Annotated in this window: 25 protein-coding genes and 1 pseudogene; 1 reads left to right on the top strand and 25 read right to left on the bottom strand. The window is 64.2% G+C overall.

Annotated elements, in window-relative coordinates; translation table 11 throughout:
* Nucleotides 1–115: 115 nt before the first annotated feature.
* The 15 genes from E1J61_RS31885 to E1J61_RS31955 form a co-directional block, all read right to left on the bottom strand.
* Nucleotides 116–532, bottom strand: coding sequence for a F0F1 ATP synthase subunit epsilon (locus E1J61_RS31885; RefSeq protein WP_010811262.1), 417 nt, complete (start codon nt 530–532; stop codon nt 116–118).
* A 96-nt stretch (nt 533–628) separates the two neighbouring features.
* Entirely contained in the window at nt 629–2,032 is a 1,404-nt protein-coding gene (gene atpD / locus E1J61_RS31890) for a F0F1 ATP synthase subunit beta (RefSeq protein WP_133097848.1), read from the bottom strand.
* Nucleotides 2,033–2,065: 33 nt separating this feature from the next.
* Nucleotides 2,066–2,941, bottom strand: coding sequence for a F0F1 ATP synthase subunit gamma (atpG, locus tag E1J61_RS31895; protein WP_133097849.1), 876 nt, complete (start codon nt 2,939–2,941; stop codon nt 2,066–2,068).
* A 76-nt stretch (nt 2,942–3,017) separates the two neighbouring features.
* Nucleotides 3,018–4,559 carry a F0F1 ATP synthase subunit alpha gene (gene atpA / locus E1J61_RS31900; protein ID WP_133097850.1) on the bottom strand — a complete coding sequence of 514 codons (1,542 nt, stop codon included), beginning with the start codon at nt 4,557–4,559 and terminating at the stop codon, nt 3,018–3,020.
* A gap of 38 nt (nt 4,560–4,597) precedes the next feature.
* Nucleotides 4,598–5,143: a F0F1 ATP synthase subunit delta gene (locus E1J61_RS31905; protein WP_133097851.1), complete on the bottom strand. Its 546-nt coding sequence runs from the start codon at nt 5,141–5,143 to the stop codon at nt 4,598–4,600.
* Nucleotides 5,144–5,145: 2 nt separating this feature from the next.
* On the bottom strand, nt 5,146–5,616 hold the full coding sequence (locus E1J61_RS31910) for a F0F1 ATP synthase subunit B (protein WP_133097852.1): 471 nt from the start codon (nt 5,614–5,616) through the stop codon (nt 5,146–5,148).
* Between the two features lie 99 nt (nt 5,617–5,715).
* Nucleotides 5,716–5,982, bottom strand: a complete 267-nt coding sequence (gene atpE, locus E1J61_RS31915) for a F0F1 ATP synthase subunit C (RefSeq protein ID WP_010811268.1) — start codon at nt 5,980–5,982, stop codon at nt 5,716–5,718.
* Nucleotides 5,983–6,071: 89 nt separating this feature from the next.
* Complete coding sequence (atpB, locus tag E1J61_RS31920; protein WP_063240865.1) at nt 6,072–6,938, bottom strand: F0F1 ATP synthase subunit A; 867 nt, start codon at nt 6,936–6,938, stop codon at nt 6,072–6,074.
* 243 nt (nt 6,939–7,181) lie between these two features.
* A complete protein-coding gene (locus E1J61_RS31925; protein ID WP_133097853.1) occupies nt 7,182–7,685 on the bottom strand; it encodes an ATP synthase subunit I in 504 nt (167 codons plus the stop codon).
* A 320-nt stretch (nt 7,686–8,005) separates the two neighbouring features.
* Complete coding sequence (locus tag E1J61_RS31930) at nt 8,006–8,920, bottom strand: ParB/RepB/Spo0J family partition protein (RefSeq protein WP_133097854.1); 915 nt, start codon at nt 8,918–8,920, stop codon at nt 8,006–8,008.
* A 20-nt stretch (nt 8,921–8,940) separates the two neighbouring features.
* On the bottom strand, nt 8,941–9,714 hold the full coding sequence (locus tag E1J61_RS31935; RefSeq protein ID WP_133097855.1) for a ParA family protein: 774 nt from the start codon (nt 9,712–9,714) through the stop codon (nt 8,941–8,943).
* A gap of 85 nt (nt 9,715–9,799) precedes the next feature.
* Nucleotides 9,800–10,501 carry a 16S rRNA (guanine(527)-N(7))-methyltransferase RsmG gene (gene rsmG, locus E1J61_RS31940; RefSeq protein ID WP_195427205.1) on the bottom strand — a complete coding sequence of 234 codons (702 nt, stop codon included), beginning with the start codon at nt 10,499–10,501 and terminating at the stop codon, nt 9,800–9,802.
* Between the two features lie 21 nt (nt 10,502–10,522).
* Nucleotides 10,523–12,481: a tRNA uridine-5-carboxymethylaminomethyl(34) synthesis enzyme MnmG gene (gene mnmG / locus E1J61_RS31945; RefSeq protein WP_133097857.1), complete on the bottom strand. Its 1,959-nt coding sequence runs from the start codon at nt 12,479–12,481 to the stop codon at nt 10,523–10,525.
* 221 nt (nt 12,482–12,702) lie between these two features.
* Nucleotides 12,703–13,572: an N-formylglutamate amidohydrolase gene (locus tag E1J61_RS31950; RefSeq protein ID WP_133097858.1), complete on the bottom strand. Its 870-nt coding sequence runs from the start codon at nt 13,570–13,572 to the stop codon at nt 12,703–12,705.
* Nucleotides 13,573–13,575: 3 nt separating this feature from the next.
* Nucleotides 13,576–14,571, bottom strand: coding sequence for a tripartite tricarboxylate transporter substrate binding protein (locus tag E1J61_RS31955; protein ID WP_133097859.1), 996 nt, complete (start codon nt 14,569–14,571; stop codon nt 13,576–13,578).
* A gap of 174 nt (nt 14,572–14,745) precedes the next feature.
* On the opposite strand from E1J61_RS31955, the gene E1J61_RS31960 reads away from it, so the two are divergent.
* Nucleotides 14,746–15,684: a LysR substrate-binding domain-containing protein gene (locus tag E1J61_RS31960; protein ID WP_133097860.1), complete on the top strand. Its 939-nt coding sequence runs from the start codon at nt 14,746–14,748 to the stop codon at nt 15,682–15,684.
* A gap of 256 nt (nt 15,685–15,940) precedes the next feature.
* On the opposite strand, the gene E1J61_RS31965 is transcribed toward E1J61_RS31960, so the two are convergent.
* The 10 genes and pseudogenes from E1J61_RS31965 to E1J61_RS32010 all read right to left on the bottom strand — a co-directional run.
* A complete protein-coding gene (locus E1J61_RS31965) occupies nt 15,941–16,684 on the bottom strand; it encodes an ABC transporter ATP-binding protein (protein ID WP_133097861.1) in 744 nt (247 codons plus the stop codon).
* A gap of 20 nt (nt 16,685–16,704) precedes the next feature.
* A complete protein-coding gene (locus E1J61_RS31970) occupies nt 16,705–18,549 on the bottom strand; it encodes an ATP-binding cassette domain-containing protein (protein ID WP_133097862.1) in 1,845 nt (614 codons plus the stop codon).
* Nucleotides 18,550–18,552: 3 nt separating this feature from the next.
* The gene (locus tag E1J61_RS31975) at nt 18,553–19,605 is read right to left on the bottom strand and encodes a branched-chain amino acid ABC transporter permease (protein WP_133097863.1); all 1,053 of its coding nucleotides are present in this window, start codon (nt 19,603–19,605) and stop codon (nt 18,553–18,555) included.
* A gap of 216 nt (nt 19,606–19,821) precedes the next feature.
* The gene (locus tag E1J61_RS31980) at nt 19,822–20,970 is read right to left on the bottom strand and encodes an ABC transporter substrate-binding protein (RefSeq protein ID WP_029046510.1); all 1,149 of its coding nucleotides are present in this window, start codon (nt 20,968–20,970) and stop codon (nt 19,822–19,824) included.
* Between the two features lie 327 nt (nt 20,971–21,297).
* Nucleotides 21,298–22,056: a TSUP family transporter gene (locus tag E1J61_RS31985; RefSeq protein WP_133097873.1), complete on the bottom strand. Its 759-nt coding sequence runs from the start codon at nt 22,054–22,056 to the stop codon at nt 21,298–21,300.
* Between the two features lie 69 nt (nt 22,057–22,125).
* A complete protein-coding gene (locus tag E1J61_RS31990) occupies nt 22,126–22,599 on the bottom strand; it encodes a hypothetical protein (protein ID WP_133097864.1) in 474 nt (157 codons plus the stop codon).
* Between the two features lie 419 nt (nt 22,600–23,018).
* Nucleotides 23,019–24,065, bottom strand: coding sequence for a branched-chain amino acid ABC transporter permease (locus E1J61_RS31995; protein ID WP_243737066.1), 1,047 nt, complete (start codon nt 24,063–24,065; stop codon nt 23,019–23,021).
* The gene (locus E1J61_RS32000) at nt 24,065–24,949 is read right to left on the bottom strand and encodes a branched-chain amino acid ABC transporter permease (RefSeq protein WP_133097865.1); all 885 of its coding nucleotides are present in this window, start codon (nt 24,947–24,949) and stop codon (nt 24,065–24,067) included. Before E1J61_RS32000 ends, E1J61_RS31995 begins: the two co-directional genes overlap by 1 nt.
* A gap of 224 nt (nt 24,950–25,173) precedes the next feature.
* Nucleotides 25,174–26,382: an ABC transporter substrate-binding protein gene (locus E1J61_RS32005; RefSeq protein ID WP_029046505.1), complete on the bottom strand. Its 1,209-nt coding sequence runs from the start codon at nt 26,380–26,382 to the stop codon at nt 25,174–25,176.
* Between the two features lie 88 nt (nt 26,383–26,470).
* Nucleotides 26,471–26,708 (bottom strand): annotated as a pseudogene (locus tag E1J61_RS32010) (ABC transporter ATP-binding protein); the annotation flags it as partial.

The raw sequence follows: 26,708 nt of genomic DNA on the forward strand, positions 1-26,708 counted from the left end.
TTGTCCAGGCAGGACGAAAGCATATCGCTGTGCCCACAAAAAAGGCAGCCTCGCGGCTGCCTTTTTTTAAATGTCGCATCGAAAAAACAACATCGCGACAGGACTACCGAAGCCGTTACTTCTTACGACGCAGGCGGGCAATGGCAGCCAGCTGCGCAGCCGCCACGGCGAGCTCGCTCTGGGCACGTGCCAGGTCGAGGTCGCTGCTCTGGTTCTGCATCAGCTCTTCGGCCGCGCGCTTGGCTTCCTGGGCCTTGGCTTCGTCCAGGTCGCCACCGCGGATAGCGGTGTCGGCCAGCACGGTGACGTGCTTGGGCTGCACTTCGAGAATGCCGCCGGCAACGAATACGAACTCTTCGCTGCCGTCTTCCTTCTCGATGCGCACCGCACCCGGCTGGATGCGCGTGATCAGCGGCGTGTGGCCCGGCAGGATGCCCAGCTCACCCGACTCGCCCGGCAGCGCCACGAACTTCGCCTGGCCGGAGAAGATCGACGCTTCCGCGCTGACGACGTCTACAAGAATGGTTGCCATATCTGATCCTTTCTCCAATCGCTTCGCTTCTGGCGGCTGCACCGCTTGGCGCGATGCACCGCCGCCCCCGCCAAAGCGGGGGCATCGAAACAAGGCTTACTGGATCTTCTTGGCCTTCTCGAAGGCTTCGTCGATCGAGCCGACCATGTAGAACGCCTGCTCGGGCAGGTGATCGCACTCGCCGTCCACCAGCATCTTGAAACCACGGATGGTTTCCTTCAGCGGCACGTACTTGCCCGGCGAACCCGTGAACACTTCGGCCACGTGGAACGGCTGCGACAGGAAACGCTGGATCTTGCGCGCGCGGTTCACGGCCATCTTGTCTTCCGGCGACAGTTCGTCCATGCCCAGAATCGCGATGATGTCGCGCAGTTCCTTGTAGCGCTGCAGGGTCTGCTGCACTGCGCGCGCAACGGTGTAGTGCTCCTGGCCCACAACCTGCGGGTCCATCTGGCGCGAGGTCGAGTCGAGCGGGTCCACTGCGGGGTAGATACCGAGAGCGGCGATGTCACGCGACAGCACCAGGGTCGAGTCCAGGTGCAGGAAGGTGGTTGCCGGCGACGGGTCGGTCAAGTCATCCGCGGGCACGTACACGGCCTGGATCGAGGTGATCGAGCCGGTCTTGGTCGAGGTGATGCGCTCCTGCAGCTTGCCCATTTCTTCAGCCAGCGTCGGCTGGTAGCCCACGGCGGAAGGCATACGGCCCAGCAGTGCCGACACTTCGGTACCAGCCAGCGTGTAGCGGTAGATGTTGTCGACGAAGAACAGGATATCGCGGCCTTCGTCGCGGAACTTCTCGGCCATGGTCAGGCCGGAAAGCGCCACGCGCAGACGGTTGCCCGGCGGCTCGTTCATCTGGCCGAACACCATGGCCACCTTGTCGAGCACGTTGGATTCCTTCATTTCGTGGTAGAAGTCGTTCCCTTCACGGGTACGCTCGCCCACGCCGGCGAACACCGACAGACCGCTGTGCTGCTTGGCGATGTTGTTGATGAGCTCCATCATGTTGACGGTCTTGCCCACGCCAGCACCACCGAACAGGCCCACCTTGCCGCCCTTTGCGAACGGGCAGATCAGGTCGATCACCTTGATGCCGGTTTCGAGCAGGTCGGTCGAAGGCGACAGTTCGTCGAACTTCGGTGCCTTCTGGTGAATCGCGCGGCGCTCGTCCGAAGCGATCGGGCCAGCTTCGTCAATGGGGCGACCCAGCACGTCCATGATGCGGCCCAGGGTACCCTGACCCACCGGCACCGAGATCGGCGCTTCGGTGTTCTTCACCGGCATGCCGCGGCGCAGGCCGTCCGACGAACCGAGGGCAATGGTACGCACCACGCCATCGCCCAGCTGCTGCTGGACTTCGAACGTCAGGCCCTTTTCGGCGAACGACGTTTCGCCGCTGTCTTCCAGCACCAGCGCGTCGTACACCTTCGGCATCGCGTCGCGCGGGAACTCGATGTCCACCACGGCGCCGATGCACTGCACAATATTTCCGATACTCATTTCGTATCTCCGATAGCTTGAATTCTTGACGCCTCAGACCGCTGCCGCGCCGCTGACGATCTCCGACAGTTCCTTGGTGATCGCTGCCTGCCGGGTCTTGTTGTAGTCCAGCTGCAGTTCGCCGATCACGTTCTTCGCGTTGTCGGATGCTGCCTTCATGGCCACCATGCGCGCCGACTGCTCGGACGCCATGTTCTCGGCCACGGCCTGGTACACCAGCGCCTCGACGTAGCGGACCAACAGCTCTTCCACCACGGTCTGCGCGTCAGGCTCGTAGATGTAGTCCCACGAGTAGGCGCGCTTCTCTTCTTCCGTCTGCGACAGCTTGTCGGCGGCGAGCGGCAGAAGCTGCTCAACCATCGGTTCCTGCTTCATCGTGTTGATGAACTTGGTGTACGCCAGGTACACCGCGTCGACTTCACCGTTGGTGAATGCGTCGAGCTGGACCTTGATCGCGCCGATCAGCTTTTCCAGGTGCGGGGTGTCGCCGAGCTGCACCACATTCGAGGCCACCTTGGCGCCGATGCGGCTCAGGAATTGCATGCCCTTGCTGCCGATGGCAGTGGCTTGCACATCCACGCCTCGACCCTGCAGGCTCTTCAGCTCGTTGGTCACCGCACGCAGCACGTTCGTGTTCAGGCCGCCGCACAGCCCCTTGTCGGTCGTGACCACGATCATGCCGACGCGCTTGACTTCGCGCTCTTGCATGAACGGGTGCTTGAACTCGGGGTTGGCAGAAGCCAGGTGCGCCGCGATGTTGCGCACTTTCTCGGCATAGGGGCGGGCATTGCGCATCCGTTCCTGCGCCTTGCGCATCTTGGATGCGGCGACCATTTCCATCGCCTTGGTGATCTTGCGCGTGTTTTGCACGCTCTTGATCTTGGTTCGAATTTCTTTCGTTCCGGCCATATCTTCCTCTCCGTCCGAGTCCCTGCCGCGCCTGACTACTCAGGCGCGGCAGGGATGTCGTGGAATCACGCGGTGGTTAGAACGCGGCGGACTTCTTGAAATCCTCGACGGCGGCACGCAGGGCGGGTTCATCTTCCTTCGAGAGCTGCTTGGTCTCTTCGATGCGGTTGACGAGGTCAGCGTACTTGGTCTTCAGATGGTCGTGCAGGCCCTTCTCGAACGGCAGGATGTCCTTCACTTCCACATTGTCGAGGAAGCCGTTGTTGGCGGCGAACAGCGAAGCGGCCAGCTGCCACACTTGCTGCGGCTGGTATTGCGCCTGCTTCAGCAGTTCGGTCACGCGGCGGCCGCGCTCGAGCTGCTTGCGGGTCGCATCGTCCAGGTCCGAAGCAAACTGCGCGAACGCAGCCAGTTCACGGTACTGGGCCAGGTCGGTACGGATACCGCCGGACAGACCCTTCACCACCTTGGTCTGTGCTGCACCACCCACGCGCGACACCGAGATACCGGCGTTGATGGCGGGACGGATACCGGCGTTGAACAGGTCGGTTTCCAGGAAGATCTGGCCGTCCGTGATCGAGATCACGTTGGTCGGCACGAACGCGGACACGTCGCCAGCCTGCGTTTCGATGATCGGCAGCGCGGTCAGCGAACCGGTCTTGCCCTTGACGGCGCCGTCGGTGAACTTCTCGACGTAGTCTTCGTTCACGCGGGCAGCACGCTCCAGCAGACGCGAGTGCAGGTAGAACACGTCGCCCGGGTAGGCTTCGCGGCCCGGCGGGCGGCGCAGCAGCAGCGACACCTGGCGGTAGGCCCAGGCTTGCTTGGTCAGGTCGTCATAAACGATCAGCGCGTCTTCACCGCGGTCGCGGAAGTATTCGCCCATCGTGCAGCCGGCGTAGGCAGCCAGGTACTGCATGGCGGCCGAGTCCGAAGCGGCAGCAGCCACGACGACGGTGTATTCCATCGCGCCGTGCTCTTCCAGCTTGCGCACCACGTTGGCAATAGTCGAAGCCTTCTGGCCAATGGCGACGTACACGCAGTACATGCCCTTGCCCTTCTGGTTGATGATCGCGTCCACGGCAACGGCGGTCTTGCCGGTCTGGCGGTCACCAATGATCAGCTCGCGCTGGCCACGGCCGATCGGCACCATCGAGTCGATCGACTTCAGGCCGGTCTGCACCGGCTGGCTCACCGACTGACGCGCGATCACGCCCGGCGCGACCTTTTCGATCACGTCGGTTTGCTTCGCGTTGATCGGGCCCTTGCCGTCGATCGGCTGGCCCAGCGTGTTCACCACGCGGCCCAGCAGTTCCTTGCCAACGGGCACTTCCAGAATGCGGCCGGTGCACTTGACCGTGTCGCCTTCGGAAATGTGTTCGTAGTCGCCCAGCACCACGGCGCCGACCGAGTCGCGCTCGAGGTTCAGCGCGAGGCCGAAGGTGTTGCCGGGGAATTCCAGCATCTCGCCCTGCATCACGCCGGACAGGCCATGCACGCGGCAGATACCGTCGGTCACGGAAATCACCGTGCCGGTGTTGCGCACTTCAGCTTCGGCGCCAAGACCCGAGATGCGGGTCTTGATCAGCTCGCTGATTTCTGAGGGGTTCAGTTGCATCACAATGCTCCTAATTCTTCAATCCGTCGGACTGCCGCTCAGGCGGCGGTCAGCGCGGTTTGCATGGCTGCCAGGCGCGCACGCACGGAGGTGTCGAGCACTTCGTCGCCAACCTTGACGCTGACGCCGCCGATCAGGGACGGGTCCACCGCCACCTGCGCGTACAGCTTGCGGCCGAACTTGCGTTCGAGTGCGGCGACCAGGTCGTTCAGCTGACCATCTTCCAGCGGAAAAGCACTGGTGATCTCGACATCCGACGACCCTTCACGGGCGTTCTTGAGCGCATGGAACTGTTCGGCGATGTCAGGCATCACCGTCAGGCGGCCGTTCTCCACCAGCAGCTTGACGAAGCGGCGTGCCTCGTCGCTGACCGGGGACTTCAGCACCGACAGGAACAGTTCGGCCAGCTTGTCGCCGGGAACGTTCGGATCGTCGGCGACCGCCTTCATGTCGGCATTGGCGGCAACTAGCCCCATTTCCGACACCAGCTCGGACCATGCACCCAGGTTGCCTGCGCTCGATTCACTGGCGACGCGGAACAGCGCCTCAGCGTAGGGACGGGCAATGGTTGCGGTTTCAGCCATGATTAGAGCTCAGCCTTGAGTTGATTGAGCAGGTCGCTGTGGACCTGCGCGTTCACTTCACGCTTGAGGATCTGCTCGGCACCCTTGACGGCCAGCACGGCGACCTGGTCGCGCAGTTCTTCGCGCGCGCGGGTAACCTGCTGTTCGGCGTCGGCCTTGGCCTGGGCAATGATGCGTGCGGCTTCTGCCTGGGCGTTCTGCTTGATCTCTTCGGCCGTCAGCTGGGCGCGCTTCTCGGCGTCAGCGACGCGTTGGGCGCCTTCGGTGCGGGCTTCGGCCATGGCCTGGTCCACACGCTTGTTGGCGAGTTCAAGCTCGGCCTTGCCCTTCTCGGCAGCGGCGAGGCCATCGGCGATCTTCGTTGCGCGTTCGTCGAGCGCCTTCACCAGCGGCGGCCAAATGAATTTGGCAACAACCCACCACAGGATGAAGAACACGACCATCTGCGCAAAAAACGTTGCGTTCAGATTCATGGTGTGTTCCTTTCGGTAATCAAACTACAGATAAATGCACAAAAGGCGGCTGGGCTGGTGGCCCGCGCCGCCCGTCAGCATCATGCAGACCGAAAAGAATTACTTGATGACAGCCAGCAGCGGGTTCGCGAAGGCGAACAGCATTGCAACACCCACGCCGATCAGGAATGCCGCGTCGATCAGGCCGGCCAGCAGGAACATCTTGGTTTGCAGCGGGTTCATCAGCTCGGGCTGACGTGCGCAGGCTTCGATGTACTTGCCACCCATCAGGGCGATACCCAGGCAGGCGCCGATAGCGCCCAGGCCGATGATGATGCCGATACCGATAGCGGTCAGACCCTGGATGTTGGCGAGAAATTCTTGCATGACGACTCCTTTAATTTAGAGAGACTTAGAACCAAAAAATCAAAAAACCAAAAAACCAAAAACTTGAAACCTGCGGCAATCAGCACTGATCAGTGGTGATCGTGAGCCTGGCCGAGATACACCAGCGTCAGCATCATGAAAATGAAGGCCTGCAGCAGCACGATCAGGATGTGGAAGATCGCCCAGACTGCACCCGCCAGCACATGGCCAACGAAGCCCAGCGCGCTCAGGTCGGCGCCGAACGTCCACATCGAACCCAGCAGCGCGATCAGCAGGAACACCAGTTCGCCGGCGTACATGTTGCCGAACAACCGCATGCCGAGCGAAACGGCCTTGGCCAGGAATTCGATGATGTTCAGGACCAGGTTGAACGGGGCCAGGTACCACTTGGCGCCGAACGGGGCCGAGAACAGTTCGTGTATGAAGCCGCCTGCGCCCTTGATCTTGAAGCTGTAGTAGATCATCAGGATCAGCACCGCGAACGACATGCCCAGCGTGCCGTTCAGGTCGGCCGTGGCCACCGCGCGGTGGTGCGGGATATGCAGGTGGAAGATGCCCAGCACGCTGTTCAGGCCGTTGACCCAGTCAACGGGGATCAGGTCGATCGCGTTCATCATGGTGATCCAGCAGAACACCATCAGCGCCAGCGGAGCGATCCACGAACGGTCGCCGTGGATGATGCCCTTGGCCTGGTCGTCGACCATCTCGACGATCATCTCGACGAAGGCCTGGAAGCGGCCCGGCACGCCCGAGGTGACGCGGCGCGCGGCGGCATACAGGAACAGCACGGCGATGGCGCCGCACAGGACCGACCAGAACACCGTGTCATAGTTGATCACGGAGAAATCGACCACCGACGCTTGCTTGCCGCCGACCGAGTTCAAGTTCTGCAAGTGTTCGGCGATATAGCCGGAGGGTGTCAGCACGTGTTCCGCGCTTTGGGTAGCTTCTGCCATTGTCGAATCGAACGGTATATTGCGAAATCTTCGGGCCGCGCGCCGCTACTCCTGTGCGGCACCCGGTACGCGTCTTGCATTGCCTTCGGCGGATTCGCCGGTCACCGCAATGCAAGCGGGTTTCCAACCTTGACCGTGTCCGGTGTCACCGCTGTGAAACCACGGTGAAACCGCCACGGAAACATCTTGATATTCCGTTTCGGTGCCCCACCTCCGGATGAAGCACCTGTCTTGTGCAGCGGCCTAGCGCATCGCGAGGGCCACCACCCAGTAAGTCTTGAGCGCCAGCAGGAACGTGACCAGCATTGGTACCCAACGCAGATCCCGGTACAGCACCACCACCAGCACCAGCATGGCCACGGTGGCGAACACCTTGATCGCCTCACCCAGGACCAGCCCGCCGACCGATGCGCGATCCCGCGCCACCCACAGCCGGAATGCGAAGAATCCGCTCGGCACGAAGCACACCATGCCGCCGAACAACGCTGACCAGCCGTACGGCCCCGCCTCTTTCCCGAACAACGCCCAGCAAAATGCTGACAGCAGGGAAACGATCACCTGCGCCAGGACAACCTTGCCCGGGGTCATGCGCGAAGGACGCAGCGCGCGTTCGCCAAACAGCTTCACCGCATCGGCGTGCGACAGCGGATCGACAGCTTCATCTTCACGTTCTGCGCCTTCTTTCCAGTCGTCCCAGTCATCTTCCTGACGGGAACCGGCGCTGCGCTGCTGACGGTCTCGAACCACTACCTGCCTGCCTCATTCAGGCCGGAACTTATCGGCCCGACCAGAATTCAAACCGCACGATTTTAAGGGGAACTACTGATTCGCGTCAATCTGCTTACAGTTAGCTTGCAGTGCGTTGCGCACAACGGTTGCCATCATGATTGCATGATGGCTTCACAAAAATTGCGCCGCAATGATGTTTGACGTAATTGGATTGCGCAGTGGACCCTGCGCATGATGGTGGATTAGCGGGTACGCCTCACGTATACCGATAATCGCACCGGCCACTGCTGCTTCGATGCAACAGTTACCCTCGCAATGGCCGGTTATCGCCCGCTATTTCAGGCTGCCTGCTGCCCTTCGCGCGATTCGCGCAGCCGCGCGAGCACCCCATCGAGCGCATCGTTGTCGCTGAAGTGGATGGTGAGCTGGCCCTTGCCGCGCGCGCCCACCTTGATCTGCACCGAGAGCCCCAGCGCATCGGACAGCTCTTCTTCCAGCCGCGCCACGTCGCGGATATTGTTCACGCCCTTCTGCTTGAGCGACCTCAGGTCGAACGGCTTGAGCGTGGACGCCACCAGCTTTTCAGTCTCGCGCACCGACAGCCGCTTGTTGACGATCTGGTTCGCCAGCGTGATCTGATTGGCGCCGTCGACAGCAAGCAGCGCGCGCGCGTGACCCATGTCAAGATCGCCCGCCATCAGCATGGTCTGCACCGGCGCCGCCAGGTTCAGCAGGCGCAGCAGGTTGGACACGGCGCTGCGGGAGCGGCCCACCGACTCGGCGGCCTGCTCGTGCGTAAACTTGAATTCGCGGATCAGGCGCATGATGCCCTGCGCTTCTTCCAGCGGGTTCAGGTCTTCACGCTGGATATTCTCGATCAGCGCCATCGCGGCCGCGGCTTCGTCGGCCACGTCCTTGACCAGCACCGGCACCTGGTCCAGGCCCGCGAGCTTCGACGCGCGGTAACGGCGTTCGCCCGCAATGATCTCGTAGCGATCCGGCTCGGCCACGCGCCGCACCAGGATCGGCTGCATCAGGCCCTGCGCGCGGATGCTGGCGGCGAGCTCCTGCAGCGCGCCTTCATCCATGCGTGTACGCGGCTGGTACTTGCCGGGCTGTAACTGGTCCACGTGCAACACGCTGGGCGCGCCCTCCTGCTTCGCTGTCTCGACGATCTCGGCGGGACCGCCCAGCAATGCTTCCAGGCCCCGGCCCAGGCCCTTCTTCTTTGCCGGCGTCTTTGCGGTACTCATGGTCGATGCCTCCTCGAGCTTCAGCCCAGCTGCCTGACGCGCGCGATCATCTCGGCGCCAAAGTCCAGGTACGCCTTGGCGCCCTTGGATGACGGATCGAATGCCACGCCCGGCATGCCATAGGACGGTGCCTCGGCCAGGCGCACGTTGCGCGGGATCAGGGTCTTGAACACCTTGTCACCGAAGTGCGATTCGAGCTGTGCCGACACCTGCTGCTGCAGCGTGACGCGCGGGTCGAACATCACGCGCAGCAGGCCGATCACCTTGAGCTCGCGGTTCAGGTTGGCGTGCACCTGCTTGATGGTGTTGACGAGGTCGGACAGCCCTTCGAGCGCGAAGTATTCGCACTGCATCGGCACGATCACGCCATGCGCCGCGCACAGCCCGTTCAGCGTCAGCAGCGACAGCGACGGCGGGCAGTCAATCAGCACGAAGTCGTACTCGTCGTCGACTGCGTCGATGGCTTGCTTGAGCCGGCGCTCGCGGTGATCGAGCTCGACCAGTTCGACTTCGGCACCGGCCAGCTCGCGGTTGGCCGGCAGCACGTCGTACCTGCCGGTCTCGGATTTCTGGCGCGCTTGCGGGACGCTGGCCAGGCCAACCAGCACCTGGTACACGCTGTGTTCCAGCGCCTGCTTGTCGATGCCCGAACCCATCGAGGCATTGCCCTGCGGATCCAGGTCGACCAGCAGCACGCGCTGGTCCTGCGCGGCCAGGCCGGCGGCGAGGTTCACCGTCGTGGTGGTCTTGCCCACCCCGCCCTTCTGGTTTGCAATCACGAATACCTTGGCCATATGTTCCTGAGGCTCCTGCTTCAATTCATCCGGCCAGCCTCATGGCCGGCAGTTCGCGGCACTGCTTGCAGCGCCGCGGCGTAGGTCATGCGTGCGCGCCTGCGCGCCGCGACAGCACCACCAGGTGGCGCTCGGCATCCAGTCCCGGCACAGTGAGGCGCGGTACTTCGTCGACTTGCCAGTTGGCCATCAGTCCCGCGGCTTCCATCCGGTCGAGCTCCGCCTGTGGATAAACGCCCTTCATGGCGATCAGCTTGCCGTGCGGCGCGAGCAACTGGCCCGACAGGTTCACGAAGTCGGTCAGTTCAGCAAAGGCACGTGACGTGATCACGGCAAAGCCGTCCGCATCGTCCAGTTTTTCCACCGGGCCCCAGTGCGCCGCGGCGTTGACCAAGCCGAGTTGGGCGCGGCATTGCGTCAGGAATGCGGTCTTCTTCTGCACGATGTCGACCATCAGCACCGACACGTCGGGACAAGCAATCGCCAATGGCAGCCCGGGCATGCCGCCGCCCGAGCCGACGTCCAGCACCCTGCCCCGCGCAGGCGTACCTATCTCTGCAGAACGCGCGGCAGCGGCCAGCGCGGGCACTGCCGCGAGCGAATCCAGCATGTGATGCGTAAGCATCTCATCGGGGTGGCGGATCGCGGTCAGGTTATAGACGCCGTTCCATTTGCGCAGCAGCGCGAGGTAGTCGAACAGCTTGTCGATCTGTACCGGTGCCAATACCAGCCCGATCTCGGCGAGACCGGCTTCGAGGCGACGACGCTGCGTGGCGTCGTCTGTCATGGTGTGTCGAGCGCCCGCCACTCAGGCCGCCTCTTCCGAGTTGCCGCCAACGGCAGCCGAGTCGGCGCGCGTTCGGCCGAGCCCCTTCTTCTTCAGGTGTACCAGCAGCAGCGAGATCGCCGCCGGAGTCACGCCCGAGATGCGCGATGCCTGGCCCAGCGTTTCCGGGCGGTGCTGGTTCAGCTTCTGGCTGACCTCGAAGCCCAGCCCGCGTACCTCGGTGTAGTCGAGATTCTCGGGCAGGCGGGTCGATTCATTGGCTTCCAGCTTGTCGACCTCGGCAGCCTGGCGAGCGATATAGCCGTGGTACTTGATACCAATCTCGATCTGCTCACGGATCTGGTCGGCCAGCATGGCATCGGCGTCGAGCGGTGCTTCAGGCGCGTGGCGGCCGCCCTGCAGCGCCATCAGCGACTCATAGCGGACTTCCGGCCGGCGCAGCAAGTCGGCCAGGCTGTACTCGCGTTCGATCGGCTTGCCCAGCAACGGCACGGCGTCTTCCGGCGGCAGCATGGCCGGGTTCACCCATGTGCTTTTCAGCCGCTCTGTTTCACGTGAAACAGTGTCGCGTTTGCGGTTGAAAGCATCCCAGCGTGCATCGTCAACGACACCCAGCTCACGGCCGACTTCCGTCAGCCGCATATCGGCGTTGTCCTCGCGCAGGCTCAGGCGGAATTCGGCACGGCTGGTGAACATGCGATACGGCTCGGTCACACCGCGCGTGATCAGGTCGTCGACCAGCACGCCCAGGTAGGCCTGGTCGCGACGCGGCGTCCAGGCTTCACGCTCGCGCACGTAGCAACCGGCATTGATGCCGGCCAGCAGGCCCTGCGCGGCGGCTTCTTCATAGCCGGTGGTGCCATTGATCTGGCCGGCAAAGAACAGCCCGCGGATCGCCTTGCTCTCCAGGGATGACTTCAGGCCGCGCGGATCAAAGTAGTCGTACTCGATGGCGTAGCCAGGGCGCAGGATATGCGCGTTCTCCAGGCCGCGGATCGAATGCACCAGCTCCAGCTGCACGTCAAACGGCAGGCTGGTCGAGATGCCGTTCGGGTAGAACTCATTGGTGGTCAGCCCTTCCGGTTCCAGGAAGATCTGGTGGCTTTCCTTGCTGGCAAAGCGATGGATCTTGTCCTCGATGCTGGGACAGTAGCGCGGCCCCACCCCTTCGATCACGCCGGTGTACATCGGCGAACGGTCGAGACCGCCACGGATGACGTCGTGCGTGCGGCTGTTGGTATGGGTGATCCAGCAAGGCAGTTGCTGCGGGTGCTGCTCCGGACGGCCCAGGAAGGAGAACACCGGCACCGGATCCAGATCGCCAGGCTGTTCTTCCATCACCGAGAAGTCGATGGTGCGGCCGTCGATGCGCGGCGGCGTGCCGGTCTTCAGGCGGCCCTGCGGCAGCTTCAGTTCCTTCAGGCGCGCCGACAGGGATACTGCAGCCGGATCTCCGGCGCGCCCGCCAGTGTAGTTGTCCAGGCCGACGTGGATCTTGCCGTCCAGGAAAGTGCCGGCGGTCAGCACCACGGCCCGCCCGCGGAAGGCGATGCCGACCTGCGTCATGGCGCCGACGACCCGATCGCCCTCGACCATCAGGTCATCCACTGCCTGCTGGAACAGCATCAGGTTCGGCTGGTTTTCCAGGCGAGTACGAATCGCCTTGCGATACAGCACACGGTCCGCCTGCGCGCGCGTGGCGCGCACCGCCGGTCCCTTGCTGGAATTGAGAATGCGGAACTGGATGCCGGACTCGTCCGTGGCGGCCGCCATGGCGCCGCCCATCGCATCCACTTCCTTGACCAGGTGTCCCTTGCCGATGCCGCCGATGGACGGATTGCAACTCATCTGGCCCAGCGTCTCGATGTTGTGGGTCAGCAGCAGCGTCTGGCAGCCCATGCGCGCGGCCGCGAGTGCTGCTTCAGTTCCGGCGTGACCACCACCGACGACGATGACATCGAATTCTTTTGGGTAAAGCATGGGACACCTCCTCCGGGAGGCTGGCGGGAAAATGCGGGAATGCGAAATTATAGCGGCATTCGTCTGGCCGCTTTTCGACCGGCACCATGTTTCACGTGAAACATGATGTGGACGATACCTGCGCGTGGCCGGCAAGCGACGCCTGGGGTGCCACGATGTTCCACGTGAAACAAAAAGGCCGGGCACAAGGCCCGGCCAATGTTTCACGTGGAACAAGCTGCTCAGAGGCTGGCCCGGATATATGCTGCAACCTGCTCCGCCAGCCTGCCAAGGTCGCGCTGCAAGGTATCGAACCCGGCATTCCGTTTCCGCGTCGCCTCGTCCATATAGAGCGGGCGTCGGATCTCGATCTGCAGGCTGCTACGCCGCTCGGCCGGCCGCCCGATCTGGGCGATCAGCTGCACGCCCTTGTAGGGGTCATTGCGCGCAACCGTGTAGCCCATGTTGCGCAGTTCCCGGTCGACCAGGTCGACCAGCCCCGGCTCGCAGGTGGTTCCGTCCCGGTCTCCCAGCACAAAGTCCGCCAGCGGGTGCGGGCTGTCGATCTTCAGGCGCTCATAGGCATTGTTCGGCATCGAGTGCAGGTTCAGGTGCCAGACCGCGCCAAAGCGCCGGTATGCGCCCTCCACGGCCTCGGCAAGCGCCGCATGGTAGGGGCGGTAATAGCGGTCCAGACGCCCCTGCACTTCCGCCACGGACAGCCGGCGATCGTAGATCGGCGTGCTCGCATCGATCCGGCTCCAGACCAGGCCATAGCCCAGGCTGGTCTTCGGTCCCGGCGCCAGCGCCGTGGGCCACGCCCCGTCCAGCTGGTCCGGGTCGATATCGTCGGCCATCCGGTTCGGGTCGATATAGACCCGCGGGAACGTAGCCGCCAGCAGCGTGCCGCCGACCGCCGGCACCGCTGCCCACAGCGCATCAACGTGCGTGTCTTCACCGCCGCGCAGCCGCGCCGCAGGGATCGCCGCGCCGAAATCCGCCGGGTACACGGTGCCGCTATGCGGCGAGTCGCACACCAGCGGCAGCGCCTTCCCTTCCGGCAGCCGCACGATGACCGGCGGCAGCGCGCCCTGATGATTCGCTTCAGCCATGCCTCAGTCCAGCTTGATCTCGGCGGCCTTGGCCACGCGGGCATAGCGCGCCATGGCTTGCTGGATCTGGGCCTTGAACTGATCCGGCGTGGTCGGCACCAGCGTGCCGCCCGACTCTTCCACCTTGCGCTTGAACTCGGGGTTCTGCATGGCCTTGTGGATAGCCTGGTTCAGCTTGTTGACGATCGCCGGCGGCGTGCCGGCCGGGGCGACGATGCCGAACCAGCCGCCCTCGCCCATGTCCTTGAAGCCCAGCTCGGCATACGTCGGCACGTTCGGCAGCTGTGCCGAACGCGACGCGCCCAGCACCGCCAGCGCGCGCAACTTGCCGGATTTCACGTGGGGCAGCGTCGACGACAGGTTATCGGTGATGGCATTGACCTGCCCTGCTACAGCGTCATTCAGCGCCAGGCCGGCGCCCTTGTACGGCACGTGCAGCAGGTCGATCTTGGCCAGCATCATGAAGTTCTCGATGTTGACGTGGCCGAGCGAGCCCGCACCCGGCGAGGCAAAGCTGTACTTGCCCGGATTGGCCTTGGCCAGCGCGATGAACTCCTGCATGGTCTTGGCCGGCACGCTCGGGTGTACGGCGAACACGCTGGGGATGGCGACCACGTTGGTCACCGGGGCGAAGTCCTTGATCGGGTCGTACTTCAGCCTCGGATACACAGCCGGGTTGGAGCCGTGCGTGCTGACCGTGGCCATGCCGATGGTGTAGCCGTCCGGTGCCGAGCCGGCCACCTGCTCCATGCCGAGCGAACCGCCCGCGCCGCCCTTGTTCTCGACCACGATGGACTGGCCCAGCTCGCGGCCGGCGAACTCGGCCACCAGGCGCGCCGACAGGTCGGTCGAACCGCCCGCGGCAAACGGCACGATCAAGCGGATCGGGCGGGTCGGATAGTTGGCCTGCGCGAAGGCGCTGCTGGTAAACATCAGCGTGGCGGCGGCTGCGGCGCCCGACAGCATCAGTTGGCGGCGCGTCATCGTGGCTCGGTTCATGAGGCTTTCTCCTGTTGTTTTATGCGAAGGAACCGAGCGAGTGTCAGGCGTTTACCGGATGCGCACAAACGACTATATTGCACGTTTGCATTACCAAAGATCATCCTGCCCCACGCCCAGGTAAACACTGTGGCATCGCAGGTTCTGCCCCTCTCCTGCGCTGTACCCTGCGCCATGCGGCTGCGTTCCCCGTCGATGTCCGAGTTGCACGCCTTTGCCGCCGCGGCAAAGCTTGGCAGCTTCACCCGTGCCGCGGACACGCTGTGCGTCACCCAGGGCGCGATCAGCCGGGCAATCGCCCGGCTCGAGGAACACTTCGGCCAGCCGCTGCTCCAGCGCAATGCACATCGGCTGGTGCTGACCGAAGCCGGCCGGCAGCTGCTCGATGCCGTGGCCGAGCCGCTGGCCGCAATCGAAAATGCCAGCGCTGCCCTGCTCGCCGGCGACCGGCGCCACCGCCTGACGCTGTCGGTCGTGCCGACGCTGGCCAGCGTATGGCTGGTGCCGCGCCTGCCGGACTTCCATCGGCGCCATCCGGAAATCCACCTCGACTTCGTTCCCTACCAGCGCGATGAGGATCTCTCGGGCGCCACGCCCGATGCCGCCATCCTGGCGGGTGAAGTGGGCAAGTGGCCGCACCTGCAGGCCGACTACGTGATCGGGCGTGAAATGGTGCCGGTCTGCCATCCGGACCGCGCCCGTGCTCGCCGCGAGGCCGGCCGCTGGCAGACGCCGGCGGAGCTGTTGCAGGAGCCCCTGCTCTATCACACGTCAGCGCCGGCGAACTGGCAAAACTGGCTGCGAGCGGCCGGCGTACCCAACGCTGCGCCGATGTTATCCACAGCGTTCGACCAGGTGTCGATCCTGATCCAGGCTGTTCGCGCCGACATGGGAGTCGCGGTGTTGCAGCGATGCCTGGTGAGAGATGAAATTGCAGCGGGACGTGTTTTTGCGCCGTTTGATTTGCCGATTTCGCTGCAACGGGGCTATTTCTTGTGCGCGCCGCGGGAGCGCCGCGATCATCCGGCGCTAAGCCGCTTTCGCGATTGGTTGCTGGAGACCGCGCAGCAAGAAGCTATCCAAGATACCGAAGAACATTCTCACGAAAAATAGAATACCAAAATAATAGTGTCATTACATTCCCTCAAAGAATAATTTGAGCGCGATCATCGTTGGTATCGATATCCATAGAGGAATCTCGCAGCTTTTCATTCATCGGCCGAATCGAAGCGTACCCAACCCTGCGCCGCTCCTCCCGATACCAAACAACAGGCCTCTAAAACCACTTATCCCCAAAGTTATTCACACGAGAAATGAAAAAGGGCTCGCCTAGGCAAGCCCTCATTCGTCCCGCTATCATCCTCATGGATTAGGCGGCCTTTTTTGCCAATCCAAGGTACGTTTCAATCACCTTCGGGTTCGCCGCCAACTCGTCTGCGGGCCCCTCCATCGACATATCCCCGGTCTCGATCACATAGCCATAGTCAGCCACCTGCAGCGCCGCCCGGGCGTTCTGCTCGATCAGCAGCGTGGCCACGCCGGTCTGGCGCAGGTTGCTGATGATATGGAAGATCTCCTTGACGATCAGCGGTGCCAGGCCAAGGCTGGGCTCGTCCAGCATCAGCAGCTGCGGCTTGGCCATCAACGCGCGGCCCACCGCGAGCATCTGGCGCTCGCCGCCCGACAGCGTGCCGGCATCCTGGCGCGCACGCTCGCGCAGGCGCGGGAACAAGTCGTAGACCACGTCCATCTGGTCCAGGTAGTTCTTCTCGCCGGCACGCTTGCGGCGGAACGCGCCCAGCAACAGGTTGTCTTCGACCGTCATCGACGCAAACAGCTCGCGCTTCTCCGGCACCAGGCACATGCCGCGCGCGACGCGGCCCTCCACGGGGATACCGGCCATGTCGTGACCGAGGTAGCTGACCGATCCGCTCGCCGAGCCGTTGACCGGCAGCGCACCCATGATCGCGTTGAGCATGGTCGACTTGCCGGCGCCATTGGGGCCGATCACCGTCACGATCTTTCCGGCTTCCACCTTCAGGTTGGCGCCGTGCACCGCTTCCACCTTGCCGTAGCGGACGTGGAGGTCCTTCACTTCAAGTATCAGGCTCATGTCGGGTCCTTGCTCCACACCTATTCCACGCCACCCAGGTAGGCTTCCAGTACCGCCGGGTTCTTCTGCACTTCCTCGGGCACGCCCTCGGCGATGCGCGTACCAAACTCCATCACCACCAGCCGGTCGGTCAGGTTCATCACGAAGTCCATGTCGTGCTCGACCAGCAACACGCTCATGCCCTCGCCCTTGAGCTTGCGCAGCAGGTCGGCCAGCGCCTGCTTCTCCTTGTAGCGCAGGCCCGCAGCCGGCTCGTCGAGCAGCAGCAGCGCGGGGTCGCAGCACAGGGCGCGCGCGATCTCCAGGATGCGCTGCTGGCCCAGCGCCAGGCTGCCCGCTTCCATGTACATGCAGTCGGCCAGGCCTACGCGTTCCAGTTGCCGCTTCGCTTCGAACAGCAGCTTGTCTTCCTCGACCTTGTTCATGCGCAGGATCGCTGCCGAGACACCGCCCTGCGCGCGGAAGTCGCCGCGCAGGTGCGCGCCGATGGCGACGTTTTCCAGCACCGTCATGGTCGGCAGCAGGTGCACGTGCTGAAAGGTGCGGCCAATGCCGCGCTTGACGATCTCGCGCGACGGCAGGCCGGAGATCACCTCGCCGCGATAGCGGACCTCGCCACGCGTGACCGGCAGCACGCCCGTCACTAGGTTGAAGGTGGTGGACTTGCCGGCACCGTTCGGGCCGATCAGGCCGATGATTTCGCCCGCACGCACCTGGAAGCTGACATCGTTGACCGCGACCAGCCCGCCGAACTCCTTGCGCGCGGCGCGCACGTCGAGGATCAGCTCGCCCGCCTCGGGCTTGCGCCGCACCGCCAGCGCCTCGGCTTGCGCCGGCGCCAGCACCGCGGGGCCCGACGGAAACAGCCGGCGCAGGAACGGCCAGATGCCATCGCGCGCATACTGCAGCAGGAGCACCAGCAGCACGCCGAAGACGATGATCTCGAAGTTGCCGTTGGCGCCGAGCAGCTTGGGCAGCACGCCCTGCAGCACGTCCTTCAGGATGGTCAGGATGCCCGCACCCAGTACTGCGCCCCACACGTGGCCGACGCCGCCGACCACCGCCATGAACAGGTACTCGATACCGTAGTTCAGGCCGAACGGCGTCGGGTTCACCGCGCGCTGCAGGTGCGCGTAGAGGAAGCCCGACACGCACGCCAGGATCGCCGCCACGACGAAGATCACCACTTTCATCCACGCGGTATTGACGCCCATCGCCTCGGCCATCACCCCGCCGCCCTTGAGCGCGCGGATGGCGCGGCCCGGGCGCGAGTTCAGCAGGTTCTGCATCGCCAGCACGGCCAGCAGCACCACTGCCCAGATCAGGTAGAACATCGAGCGGCCCGACTGCAGCTCGATGCCGAAGAACGACAGCACCGGGATGCCGTTGATGCCGTCGTACTTGCCCAGGAACTCCAGGTTGCCGAACAGGAAGAACAGCGACAGGCCCCACGCGATGGTCGCCAGTGGCAGGTAGTGGCCGGACATGCGCATCGTGATCAGCCCGATCACATAGGCCGAGGCTACCGTGATCACCAGGCCCACCAGCAGCCCGAACCACGGCGACAGCCCGAACTGCGTGGTCAGGTAGGCGGTGCTGTACGCGCCCAGCCCCACGAACGCGGCCTGTCCGAACGATGTCATGCCGCCCACGCCGGTCAGCAGCACCAGCCCGATCGCGACGATGCTGTACAGCCCGATGTAGTTGCCCAGCGTGATCCAGAATTCAGGCGTCGGCAGCACCGGCAGCAGCGCCAGCACGACGATGAAGGCCAGCACCAGAATCCGGTTACGGTTCAACCGCGCACGGCTGCCGGCCTCGGCGCCGGTCACGGCCGCCGCTTGCTTGTCGGTCAGCATGGTCATGGCTTATTCCTCCTCCTCGACATGCTTGCTCGTCAGCGAGCGCCACAGCAGCACCGGAATGATCAGTGTGAAGACGATGACCTCCTTGAACGCGCTGGCCCAGAAGGACGAATAGGATTCGAGCAGGCCCACCAGCAGCGCACCCAGTGCTGCGACCGGATAGCTCACCAGCCCGCCGACGATCGCGCCGACAAAGCCCTTCAGGCCCACCAGGAAGCCCGACTCGTAGTACACCGTGGTCAGCGGCGCGATCAGGACGCCGCACAGCGCGCCCATCGCCGCGGCCAGCGTGAACGACAGCCGCCCCGCCTGCGTGGTGCCGATGCCGACCAGGCGCGCCCCCAGCCGGTTCACCGCGGTCGCGCGCAGCGCCTTGCCCTGCAGCGTGCGCTCGAAGTAGAAGTACAGCGCGCCGATCAGCAGCGCCGACACGCCCACCACCCACAGGCTCTGGCCCGAGACGCTGAGCGCGCCCACTTCGAAACGCGCATCAGAGAACGCCGTGGTACGCGAGCCCTCGGCGCCGAACATCACCAGCCCCAGCCCCACCAGCGCAAAGTGCACGCCGACCGATACGATCAGCAGCACCAGCGTGCTGGCCTCGGCCAGCGGCTGGTAGGCGAGGCGGTACAGCATCGGCCCGAGCGGGATGATGACCAGCAGCGTCAGCGCGATCTGCGCCACCATCGGCAGCGGCTGCGCGCCGTATTGCTGGACCACCCAGTGCACCGCGAGCGGGAACACCAGGTACTTGCCGGCCAGCACCGCCAGCCGCTGGCCCAGCGTGCGCCGCAGCTCGGCGCTGCGCAGCACGGTCACGGTTTCATAGACGAAGGTCAGCGCGCCCATGGCCAGCAGCAGCCAGCTAGTCTGCGGCGCATGCCCGGCCTGCATCGCGGCCAGCGTCAGCGCGCCGTAGGCAACGAACTCCCCTTGCGGGATGAAGATGACGCGCGTCACCGAGAACACCAGCACCAGGGCCAGTGCCAGCAGCGCGTAGATCGCGCCCGAGGTGATGCCGTCCTGCGCCAGGATGGCGGCGATAGATAGGTCCATTGTCTCCCCGTATCGTTGAAATACCTGCCTGCTTCGAAGGGGGCCGACAGGGTGCTGCGCGCGGTGGGATTTACGAAATGGTAAACAGGTTGCCCATTGCGGAAATACTCGGCAACCCTAGGTATGGCGGTGCGGCAGAAAAAAGGGCGCATGGCATAACCCATGCGCCCTGCTTCACTCCCACTCAACTGTCACTCGGGAATTCAGTGCAGCGGCTTATTTCAGCAGCTTCCACTTGCCGTCGACGATCTGCACCATCACGCGTGCGCGCTGGTCGAAGCCGAGGTGGTCGGTGGTGCTCATGTTCATGATGCCGTGCGACACCGGCAGGTTCCTGGTCTGCTCCATGGCGTCGCGCAGCGCCTTGCGGAATTCCTTGGTGCCGGGCTGGCCCTTCTTGAGTGCCTCGGGAATGGCGTGCTGCAGGATCAGGCCCGCATCCCAGGCATGGCCGCCGAAGGTCGAGACCTGGCCGCCGAAGGCTTTCTCGTAGGCGGTCTTGTAGGCCATGGCCGGCTTCTTCACCGGGTTGCTGTCGGGCAACTGTTCAGCCACCAGCAGCGGGCCGGCCGGCAGGAACGTGCCTTCGCAATCCTTGCCGCACACGCGCAGGAAGTCCGCGTTGGCAACGCCGTGAGTCTGATAGACCTTGCCCTTGTAGCCGCGCTCCTTCAGTGTCTTGGCGGGCAGCGCCGCGGGCGTACCCGAGCCTGCGATCAGCACCGCGTCGGCGTTGGCGCTCATCATCTTCAGCACCTGCCCGGTCACCGAAGTGTCGGTGCGGGCAAAGCGCTCGTTGGCGACCACCTTGATCTTGCGCATCTCCGCCACCTTGGCGAATTCCTGCGCCCAGCTGTCGCCATAGGCATCCGCGAAGCCGATGAAAGCCACCGTCTTCACGTTGTTGTTGCCCATGTGCTCGGCAATCGCGGTAGCCATGTGCGAGTCGTTCTGCGGCGTCTTGAAGATCCAGGCGCGCTTGGCATCCATCGGCTCGATGATGCGGGCCGAGGCGGCCATGGTGATCATCGGCGTATCGTTCTCGGCGACCACGTCGACCATGGCCAGCGAGTTCGGCGTCACGGTGGAACCGACCACCACGTCAACCTTGTCTTCGCTGATCAGCTTGCGGGTGTTCTTGACCGCGGTGGTGGTGTCCGAAGCGTCGTCCAGGACGATGTACTCGATCTTCTTGCCCGCGACTTCCTTGGGCATCAGCGTGAAGGTGTTCTTCTCCGGAATACCCAGCGATGCGGCCGGACCCGTCGCCGACACCGTGACCCCGACCTTGACCTGTGCCTGGGCGGCGCCGGCAGCCAGGCAGGCCGCCGCGATTGCCAGCAGGCTGGCGCGCTTGAAATCCATCTTGTCTCCTTCGGTTCCTGAAACGGAAAGGCATCCGTCCGGCGTCCACCGGCGGATGCCCATTTTCTACGGACCCCTCGGGTCTGACGCAGGCACATCGCCGGCACCTGCGCTACTGCCAGGAACGATGACACACCATTCCCCATTTCCCGTCCACGCCGAGAACCCGTTCGCCCTGGCGAACCGGCCCCATTTTCCCCGGAATTCCCCCGGAACTGGCGCTTCTGTCATTCACCGACCGTGCGGTCGGGAATGCGAATCGAGTCTATCACAGCGACTTGACGCGAAAAGCAGGATTAACCCGCATCAAGGTCCGCGCCCGGCTGCTCAGCGCGCAAACGCATCCCATGCCGTCTTCAGAATCAACGCGCTCACCACCACGATAAACACCTTGCGCACGAACGCGCTGCCATGCCGCAGCGCCAGCCGGCTGCCCACCTGGCTGCCGGCAACATTGGCCACCGCCATCACCAGCCCCAGCTGCCACCAGATATGGCCCTTGCTGGCGAGCAGCAGCAACGCCGCCAGGTTGGTGGCGAGGTTGACCAGCTTGGTCGACGCCGCGGCATGCAGGAAGTCATAGCCGAACACGCGCACGAACACGATCATCAGGAAGCTGCCGGTGCCGGGGCCGAACACGCCATCGTAGAAGCCGAGCACTGCGCCGGCGAGCAATGCCGCGAGCCGTTCGCGGCCGCCTTTCAGCGTCGGCGCATGCTCGGTCCCGAGGTCCTTCTTGGCCAGCGTATACACCAGCAGCGTCACCAGGATGAATGGCAGCGCCTTGCGCATCGGCTCGGCCGGGATCATGGTCAGCGCCCACGCGCCGGCCATCGAGAAGACAAAGGCCGCCACCACCGCCGGCGCGGTCGCGCCCCAGTAGATGCGCACGCTGCGGCCGTAGCGCAGCGCGGCATTGGCGGTGCCGGCGATCGAGCCAACCTTGTTGGTACCCAGCAGCGTTGCCGGCGCCATGCCGGGATAGGCGGAGAACAGCGCCGGGATCTGGACCAGGCCGCCGCCGCCGGCGACCGCGTCGATCATGCCGGCGAGAAAGGCGGCAACCGCCAGGAAAGCGAACTCCATCATTGCAGGAACGGGGAAAGGAAAACGGGGAGAGGAAAAAACGGGGCGCCGGAGCGCGTCAGTGCCGGCTCAGCCGAGCACCTTGGCCGCCGGCACAAGATTGCGCATCCACATGCCGCTGGCATGCGGGGCAAAACCGGGCGGCGCGCCGCCCTGCGCGCCGGCCAGTGCCGGGGCGAGCAGCGCATGGCGGATGCCATGGGCGCGCCCCCAGTCGGCCAGCGTGTCGCAGCCGGCGTCCAGGCAGGCGCGGGCCATACCGGCACCAAGGCCGGGGCGTACCCACCATTCCGTGGCCAGGGCGGCCAGGCCAGCCAGTTCCAGGCTTGGCACCAGCGCCACCGGCAGGCAAGCCAGTACATCGTCCGGCGCGCCGCCATAGGCCAGAAGGCAGATCCCGCGCCCGGACTGCGCCAGCAACTCGTCCAGCATCAGCCGCCGAGCCCTGGCCGCCGGCACCGGCAACGGCTGCACGACTGCCAGCCAGGCCTCCAGCATGGCGCCATCGGCACTCTGGCCGGCGCGTACCCACAGCTGCGGCATGGGCCGTTGCGGCGTTGCGTCGGGACGACCCGAGCCGTCCGGAAGCGGCGGATCTTGGGAATCAGGGGGATAGTCGGGCATGGCGGGCAACGGAAAGCGCCCGCATTGTCGCATGCGTCGGGGACCGGGGTGATGCCGATCCGGCATGGGTGCCCCACAATGAGGCGAACACGGCACAGTGAAGGATTGCGTGCTCGCTGCCGTGGGCGAAGCACCAATGAAAAAAGCGTTGCCGAGGATCACCCGGCAACGCCCTTTATTTTATAACGCTGCTACCCGACACCGGGTGCGCGCCTGTCGTCTCCTCGCTTCCGCCTCCATTTAACCTGCGAAAACCGTATATGGAATGTAACGAAGCGGTGCACAGAGGACAAGCTAGAAAAAACCCTAGCCCCAGAATCGGGCATGTCGCCCCACGATCACTCGTGCTTGCGGCCGAACCGGGCCAGCAGCTCGCCCATGATGCCGCGGCGGAAGGTCAGCACGCAGATCACGAAGATCACGCCGGTCACCATCGTCACCGACTCGCCCAGCGTGTTGAACCACTGCAGGCCGGTGGCCGAGGCCAGGAAGCTGCCGATGTCGCCCAGCTTGTTTTCCAGCGCCACGATCACGAAGGCGCCGACGATCGGGCCCGACAAGGTGCCCAGGCCGCCCACCAGCGTCATCAGGATCACCGAGCCCGACATCGACCAGTGCACGTCGGTCAGAGTCTCGAAGCCCAGCACCAGCGCCTTGATCGAGCCGGCCAGCCCCGACAGCGCCGCCGAGAGCACGAAAGCGGTCAGCTTGAAGCGGTCGACATCGTAGCCCAGCGAGATAGCCCGCGGCTCGTTCTCCTTGATCGCCTTCAGGATCTGGCCGAACGGCGAATGCACCGTGCGCACGATCAGCGCGAAGGCCGCGACGATGATCACCAGCGCCACGTAGTACAGCGTCAGGTCATTGGACAGCGGCAGCACGCCGAACAGCTTGCCGCGCGGGATGCCCTGCAGTCCGTCCTCGCCGCCGGTGAATGGCGCCTGCAGGCAGATAAAGAACAGCATCTGCGCCAGCGCCAGCGTGATCATCGAGAAGTAGATGCCCTGGCGCCGGATCGCCAGCGAGCCGACCACGTAGCCGATCAGCGCGCCGGTGGCCGTGCCCAGGATCAGCCCGATCTCGGGCGTCACGCCCCAGGCCTTCATGGCATGGCCGGCCGCGTAGCCGGCACCGCCGAAGAAGGCCGCATGGCCGAACGACAGCAGCCCGGTATAGCCGATCAGCAGATTGAACGCGCAGGCAAACAGCGCAAAGCACAGCACCTTGAGCACAAATACCGGATAGGCACCCGCCAGCGGCGCGGCGATCAGCCCCAGCAGCAGCAATCCGTACAACAGTTTCTTCTGCACGCCCTGTCCCTTTCCTGCCCGGCCCGCGTTGGCAGCCACCGCGGGCTGCGTCGATGATGTGGTTGGTGCGCTCATCACTTCTCCTTCCCGAACAGCCCGGCCGGGCGCAGCAGCAGCACGATCACCATGATGAAGAACACCACGGTCGACGATGCTTCAGGATAGAACACCTTGGTCAGGCCCTCGACCACGCCTAGCCCCAGGCCGGTCAGGATCGACCCCATGATCGAGCCCATGCCGCCAATCACCACCACCGCGAACACGATGATGATCAGGTTCTGGCCCATCAGCGGCGAGATCTGGATCACCGGCGCGGCCAGCACCCCGGCAAACGCCGCCAGCGCCACGCCGAAGCCGTAGGTCAGCGTCACCATCAGCGGCACGTTGACGCCGAAGGCCTCGACCATCTTTGGGTTCTCGGTGCCGGCGCGCAGGTAGGCGCCCAGCTTGGTCTTCTCGATCACGTACCAGGTCGCGAAGCACACCACCAGCGACGCCACCACGACCCAGGCGCGGTAGTTCGGCAGGATCATGAAGCCGAGGTCGGTCGCACCCTGCAGCGCGTCAGGCGTCTGGTACGGCAGGCCCGACACGCCGTAGATCGAGCGGAAGATGCCTTCGATCACCAGCGTGATGCCCAGCGTCAGCAGCAGGCCATAGATGTGGTCGAGCTTGTAGATCCAGCGCAGCATGGTCTTCTCGATCACCACCCCGATGGCGGCAACCACCAGCGGCGACAGCAGCAGCATGATCCAGTAGTTGAGCCCGGCGTACTCCATGCCCATCCAGGCCAGCACCGCACCCAGCATGAAGAGCGCGCCGTGCGCGAAGTTGATGACGTTGAGCAGGCCGAAGATGACCGCCAGGCCCAGGCTCAGCATCGCATAGAAGGCGCCGTTCACCAGCCCCAGCAACAGCTGGGAAAGCATGGCAGGCAGGGGAATTCCGAAGATGTCCATGGGCATCCGTTGCTGGTTGTGTCTCCCCTCTCCCGCTTCGGGTGAGGGGTTGGGGGAGAGGGCCGGCGTGCAAGAGGCTGCCGACTTCAACACCGGCGCGTGCGGGCCTCAGGACCGCTGCCGGAAGTTTGGTTGCGCCACGCTCCTGCTAGCGCCGGCCCTCTTCCCCTGCCCCTCTCCCGCGCGCGGGAGAGGGGAGCAAACCGTCGCAGTGTCGACGGCTCTTACTTCTTCAACATCGCGCACTTCGACTCGGCCACCGTCGTGAATGCCTGGTCGCCCGGGATGGTCGCCACCACCTTCAGGTAATCCCACGGCTTCTTCGACTCGGCCGCGGTCTTCACCTGCATCAGGTACATGTCGTGGATGCCACGGCCGTCCTGGCGGATATAGCCCTTGGTGTAGAAGTCGTTGATCTTCATCTTCTTCAGCTCGGCCATGACCTTGTCCGGATCATCGGTCTTGGCTGCTTCCACCGCCTTCAGGTAGGTGCTGGCGGCCGAATAGTCCGCGGCCTGCAGGCTGCTCGGCATCTTCTTCATCTTGCCGAAGAAGCGGTTGGCGAACTTGCGGGTGTCGTCGTTCATGTCCCAGTACCAGCTGTCGGTCATCAGCAGGCCTTCGGTGTTCTTCAGACCCAGGCTGTGGATGTCATTGATGAACATCAGCAGGCCAGCGATCTTCATCGTCTTGGTGATGCCGAATTCCTTGGCCGCCTTGATCGCATTGATGGTGTCGCCGCCGGCGTTGGCCAGGCCCAGGATCTGCGCCTTCGACGACTGCGCCTGCAGCAGGAACGACGAGAAGTCGGACGCCGACAGCGGATGCCGTACCTGCCCCGCCACCGTGCCGCCGCTGGCCTTCACCACCGCGGCGGTGTCGCTTTCCAGCGAGTGCCCGAAGGCGTAGTCGGCGGTCAGGAAGAACCACGACTTGCCGCCCTGCTTGACCACCGCGCTGCCGGTGCCCTTGGCCAGCGCCACCGTGTCATAGGCATAGTGCACCGTGTACGGCGAGCACTCTTCGTTGGTCAGGCGCGCGGTGCCGGCACCGATGTTGATGTAGACGCGCTTCTTCTCGGAAGCGACCTTGTTCATCGCCAGCGCGGTGCCGGAGTTGGTGCCGCCCAGCAGCATGTCCAGGCCCTGCTGGTCCATCCATTCGCGCGCCTTGGAGGCGGCGATGTCGGCCTTGTTCTGGTGATCGGCGGAAACGATCTCGATGGGCTTGCCCAGCACCTTGCCGCCGCGGTCCTCGATCGCCATCTTGATGGCTTCCAGGCCGCCGGGGCCGTCGATGTCGGCGTACAGGCCCGACATGTCGGTGATATAGCCGATCTTTACGGTGTCGCCGGATACCTGCGCGGCAGCGCCGAACGAAACCGCACCCATGGCAATAGCCGCCATCGCGGCCGCGAGCCGAGTCTTTTTCATCTCTTTGTCTCCTGATTTGCGGCGGCGATGCGCCACCCGTTCCTGCCAAACAGCAATCAACGATCCGGGTATCGGTCAGATCCCGGGATCAGACCCCGAGCAGTTCATGCAGCACCGGCATCTTTGCCTGCAGATCGCCGGCATCGAAGCGCTCGACGATGCTGCCGTGCTCCATCACGTAGAAGCGGTCGGCCAGCGGCGCGGCGAAGCGGAAGTTCTGCTCCACCATCACCACCGTGTACCCCTTCTGCTTGAGCATCCGGATCATGCGCGCCAGCGCCTGCACGATCACCGGTGCCAGCCCTTCCGAGATTTCATCGAGCAGC

Origin of the sequence: Cupriavidus sp. L7L (assembly GCF_004353535.1) — a bacterium.
Taxonomy (GTDB): domain Bacteria; phylum Pseudomonadota; class Gammaproteobacteria; order Burkholderiales; family Burkholderiaceae; genus Cupriavidus; species Cupriavidus oxalaticus_A.